Annotated in this window: 1 protein-coding gene; it reads left to right on the top strand. The window is 50.4% G+C overall.

The genetic code is table 11. The features are described from left to right. Positions 1–125: 125 nt before the first annotated feature. Positions 126–490, top strand: a 365-nt coding sequence (locus H7U32_RS09855; protein WP_204469866.1) for a redoxin domain-containing protein, incomplete at its 3' end; no start/stop codon positions are given.

Below are 490 nucleotides of genomic sequence, written 5' to 3'. Positions count from 1 at the left end.
CTATTGTCAAAAGCACTATTCCCGAACAAGGGCGCGGCTAACAGATTCCTGCTTGAAGCTTGGAATTTTCTCACTATATTCACTAGGCTTACACGCACCCAACAACCCCATTTAGGAGACTCCCAATGAGCGTACTGGTCGGCAGATTTGCCCCGGATTTTACCGCTAAAGCCGTAATGCCCGACAATTCCATCGAAGATAATTTCAACCTTCTGAACCATCTTGGTATCAAGCGCGATGCCGCTGGTAAGGTGACCAAGAAAGGCAAGCTCGGCGTGCTGTTCTTCTACCCGCTGGACTTCACCTTCGTGTGCCCGTCGGAAATCATCGCATTCAACAACCGCCTGAAAGAATTCAAGCTGCGCAAGACCGAAGTCATCGCTGTGTCGGTTGACTCACACTTCACGCATCTTGCATGGAAGAATACCCCGGTTGAAAAGGGCGGTATCGGTAACGTGCAGTTCCCGATGGTCGCTGACCTTACCAAATC

Source organism: Bifidobacterium pullorum subsp. saeculare (assembly GCF_016899725.1).
In the GTDB taxonomy this organism is placed as follows: Bacteria; Actinomycetota; Actinomycetes; order Actinomycetales; family Bifidobacteriaceae; genus Bifidobacterium; species Bifidobacterium pullorum_C.
This window is presented reverse-complemented; position numbering and strand designations above follow the sequence as displayed.